This is a genomic window from Bradyrhizobium guangdongense (genome assembly GCF_006483445.1).
GTDB lineage: Bacteria > Pseudomonadota > Alphaproteobacteria > Rhizobiales > Xanthobacteraceae > Bradyrhizobium > Bradyrhizobium guangdongense_A.
The window spans coordinates 1-3778 of sequence record NZ_PPPT01000297.1 but is presented as its reverse complement, the minus strand read 5'-3'; the positions used below and the strand labels follow the sequence as shown (position 1 = coordinate 3778).

The 3778-nt window shown below is 62.9% G+C and carries 5 protein-coding genes; 2 read left to right on the top strand and 3 right to left on the bottom strand.

The features are described 5' to 3' along the window. Positions 1–898, top strand: an 898-nt coding sequence (locus C2U70_RS32075) for a phytanoyl-CoA dioxygenase family protein (RefSeq protein WP_140982645.1), incomplete at its 5' end; no start/stop codon positions are given. Between the two features lie 24 nt (positions 899–922). Here the strand turns inward: C2U70_RS32075 and C2U70_RS32070 are convergent. Together C2U70_RS32070 and C2U70_RS33310 are read right to left on the bottom strand one after the other, a co-directional pair. Next, positions 923–1723, bottom strand: coding sequence for an FkbM family methyltransferase (locus C2U70_RS32070; RefSeq protein ID WP_140982643.1), 801 nt, complete (start codon positions 1721–1723; stop codon positions 923–925). After that, positions 1720–1890 carry a hypothetical protein gene (locus C2U70_RS33310; RefSeq protein WP_186294594.1) on the bottom strand — a complete coding sequence of 57 codons (171 nt, stop codon included), beginning with the start codon at positions 1888–1890 and terminating at the stop codon, positions 1720–1722. Before C2U70_RS33310 ends, C2U70_RS32070 begins: the two co-directional genes overlap by 4 nt. Between C2U70_RS33310 and C2U70_RS32065 the strand changes: the two genes are divergently transcribed. Further along, on the top strand, positions 1889–2848 hold the full coding sequence (locus tag C2U70_RS32065) for an NAD-dependent epimerase/dehydratase family protein (protein WP_140982641.1): 960 nt from the start codon (positions 1889–1891) through the stop codon (positions 2846–2848). The two genes, C2U70_RS33310 and C2U70_RS32065, sit on opposite strands and share 2 nt — an antisense overlap. A gap of 2 nt (positions 2849–2850) precedes the next feature. On the opposite strand, the gene C2U70_RS32060 is transcribed toward C2U70_RS32065, so the two are convergent. Beyond that, on the bottom strand, positions 2851–3729 hold the full coding sequence (locus C2U70_RS32060) for a hypothetical protein (protein ID WP_140982639.1): 879 nt from the start codon (positions 3727–3729) through the stop codon (positions 2851–2853). Positions 3730–3778: the final 49 nt, after the last annotated feature.

Genomic DNA, 3778 nt, shown 5'->3' with positions numbered 1-3778 from the left:
GGCCGGCTTCAGCGGCCTCAATGCAAGGACGGCGCTACGCTACATCTCGATGTTCGCGAGCATCCGTGCGAGCCGCGCGATCGGCTGGCTGACCGGTGCGCGCCGTCCTGCGCAACCGGCGAACCCGGCGCTGCTCAACAAGATCAAGTCCGACGGCATCGTTTGCCTCAATCTCACGCCCGACGAAATCGAGCAGATCCGCGGCGTGACCAATCCGGGCTTTGCCAAGCTCGACGAGCGCCGCGCCAACATTCCGCCCGAGAAGCGCAAGTTCGACGACAACGTCTACTGGTGCACGCGCTCAGCCGATCCGCAGGCGTTCGCTACCGTCGAGTCCATCTTCAAGCGCTACGGCATCGTGGAAGCGGCGAGCGCCTATCTCGGCCGCCCGGCCGGCGTGAAGCACGTCAATGCGCAGATCAACGACCAGGACCTCGCGTTCTGGAAGCGGGTTTTCCCGGATACCCAGCTCGCCGATCCCTGGAGCAGCTATCTGCACATCGACGCCACCTACGGCATGCTGAAATGCGCGATCTATATCCATGACATCGGGCCGGACGGCGGTCCGTTCTGCTACATTCGCGGCAGCCAAAATGCGAAAATCGGCTGGATCGAGGGCATGATCCGCCGCACCAACGATTTCTCGGGCTTCTCCGGCCGCCGGCCCGACGCGCGCAGGAAGTTCATGGCGCTGCCGGCCTTCCTGCGCAAGAAGGCGGATTTCGGCGGCGACCTGCCGGACGACTCGCCCGAGGTGGCGCGCCTGCGCGAAGGCCACTTCGCCGCGACCTCTAACTACGGTAATTGCGTGCTGTTCGACGGCAACGGCATGCATCGCGGGGGCATGGTCAACAAGGGCGAGCGCCGCTGCCTGTTCATCCTGCTCGCGGAGATCTGAAGGCCCGCTCCGGGAAGCGACAGATCAGTTCTTCGCGCCGTGCAGCTTGCTCGGCCGCTTGAGATACTCGGCGAGCTGTTCGGAATTGAAAAAGGCCGACTGGCTTCTGAGCGGGCTGTCCTTGCGGATGAAGGCAAGATCGATCTGGGCCAGTGCGCCGTCAAGCGATCGCATGTGGCCCTCAAGCACGTCGTAGACCGCGAACCCCGCCTCGTCGCAGAAGCGCACGATCTCGGCGAACTGCGGAATGCCGTGCCTCACCGGCATCATGGTGGTCTCGAGAATCATGAGATCGATCTCGCTGATCCGCGTGCCCAGCCCCTTCAACACCTCGATCTCGGCGCCTTGCGTATCGACCTTCAGAAACACCGGATGTTCCAGCGTATCCGGTAGCAGCGAGTCGAGCCGCCGCATTGGCGTCTTGCGCGCTTCGCCATCGAGCGCCTTGCCCTCGACCTGCGCAAAAATGCTGGAACCCGAGATGTCCTCGTGGACGTTGAAGGTGATCTCGCCGTTCTCGGCACCGGCCGCGACGAGGAAATATTCGGCGTCGAGCCGCTGCTTGAGCTGCTCCAAGATCGGTCGGCATTCTGCTACCGGTTCGACAAGAAAATACTTGGCGCGTGGAAACGCGTCGTAGATCGGCGACGTACCGAAGGCGATTCCGACATCGACCACCGTCTTCACCTCGAAGCCAAGCGACTTCAGATGCTTGAAGAACAGGCCGAAATTCCTGACCGGCGCGTTGGTGCGCATGAGGCGCAGGCCGATAGGCTCCAGGACGCGATTGATGGCCTGGAACGCGCCAGAGATGATTGCCCTCATGAAGCGAACGCCGGTTGGGCTAAAGCCGAGGTAAACGATACCGATGGCAAAATGCTTCTACGCACAATGGATTTCCCGCAGTTTGCAATCGACAGGTCGGTTTGGTAGATCAGCCCGGCAAGCCGGTCAAGCGACCGCCCCGTCGGCAAAAACAGCGACATCAGCATGAAAGTTCTCGTGACCGGAAGCTCCGGCTTCATCGGCCAGGCATTGGTGCGGCGGCTGCGCGCCGAACATTGCGAGGTCGTGGGGCTCGACAAGGTTCCGGCCGAGACCACCGATGTCGTGTGCGACATTCTCAATGCCGATGGCCTGACGAAGGCCGTGACAGCCACCGCACCGGATGCGGTAGTTCATCTGGCCGCACGCATCGATCTCGACGAGAAGATCGATTTATCCGGCTACACCGCAAATATCGAGGGCGTCGATAATCTGGTCGAGGCCGTCCGGCAGACGCCGTCCGTGCGGCGCGCGATCTGGACCTCGTCGCAGCTCGTCTGCCGCGTCGGCTATGTGCCCACCAACGACACCGACTACAAGGCTGACACGCTATACGGAAAAAGCAAGGTGCGCACCGAGGAGATCGTTCGCAGCGCCGATGGCGCCGGGCGCGAATGGTGCCTGGCACGGCCTACGACCGTCTGGGGCCCGGGCATGAGCGCGCACTACCAGCGCTTCCTGCACATGATCGAGCGGGGCCATTATTTCCACGTCGGACACGACCCGCTCTGGAAGTCCTACAGCTATATCGAGAACATCGCCTTCCAGTATTGGCGTCTCCTGAGCGTGCCGGCAGAGCAGATCCATCGCCGGACGTTCTATCTCGCCGACTACACGCCGATCGATCTGATCGCGTGGAGCGACGCATTCCAGCGCGCTTTCGGGTCGCGCCCGATTCCACATCTGCCGACCGGCGTCGCCCGCACGCTGGCGCTTTGCGGCGACGCCGTTAACGCGATCGGATTGAAGCGGTTTCCGTTCAATTCGTTCCGCCTCAACAACGTGCTGACGCAGTATCAGTTCGATCTGGCGCCGACCGCCGCGGTCTGCGGCCCCCTTCCCTGCAACATGGAGCAAGGCGTCGCGGCAACCGTTGCGTGGCTGCGCAACATTTCCGCGCGCTGATCTCAGGTCGCCGTCCCGTTGAGTCCGAGTTCGCCCGCTTCCCGCCGCGCCCTCGCGCGCACTCTGGCAAGATCCAGCACCAGCCCGGTCGCCACCATCGACACCAGCACCAGGGCCGAATTGGCCATGCCGAGAGGCCCCTGAACCGGACTGAGCAGGACGGTCGCGAGCGTGAACACGAGCAGCAGCAGCGGCGTCATCAGACCGGAGTGCCGGCTTCCGGCCGCGCTCCAGCCGGCTACCCCTCCCCAGATCGCGACGTAGAAGATGGCGCCGACAAGACCGAAATCAACGAAGGCCGCGACCCAGACGCTCGGAAAAAAGCCATAGATCACCGCTGCCCGCAGTTCGGCCTCCATGACTGCGACCTGATCTCTCTCCGGGAAGAAGATCCGCAGCAAAGGCGACAGCACGCCGACTTCATACACGCCCCATTGGGGCGTGAACTTGTCGCGCGCCTTCCAGACGATATCGACCGTTCGCACGCCATGGGTCAGATAAAAATATGTGCTCAGCCCGATCATCGCGCTGCGTGCCGATATACGGCTGGATTCGAGCGCCGACGCGACATAGTCGCGCGGCTTGACGTTCCAGGCTTCCAGCATCATCGCCAGAACGGCTTCCGTCGAGCTCGTACCGGTGGCCGGTGACGGGGCCGCCTGCGCCGCGGCGACCCGCTTGTTGAGCTCGGCTGCGGTGATCGCCTCAGCAGGCTTGGGTCGATGGGTTTCGCTCGATGCCGTCGCCGGCGCACTGGCTGCCGCGGATGCTTCGCGCTGGTTTTTCTCCTGCTGCAATTCAGCGATCAAGGGCGACATCTGGATGCAGAAGTTCTGCCTGCTGGACCAGATCGCGCTCGAATAAACCGCAAACACGCCCACGGCGATCGCGGTCTTGAGCAGGAGATAATGGCCTCGCGGCAGAAGCGTT

Bases quoted from the DNA above. Each gene is read 5' to 3' on its own strand.
- C2U70_RS32070 (WP_140982643.1), bottom strand. From the start codon at position 1,723: ATGAGGGCAATCATCTCTGGCGCGTTCCAGGCCATCAATCGCGTCCTG.
- C2U70_RS32065 (WP_140982641.1), top strand. From the start codon at position 1,889: ATGAAAGTTCTCGTGACCGGAAGCTCCGGCTTCATCGGCCAGGCATTG.
- C2U70_RS33310 (WP_186294594.1), bottom strand. From the start codon at position 1,890: ATGCTGATGTCGCTGTTTTTGCCGACGGGGCGGTCGCTTGACCGGCTT.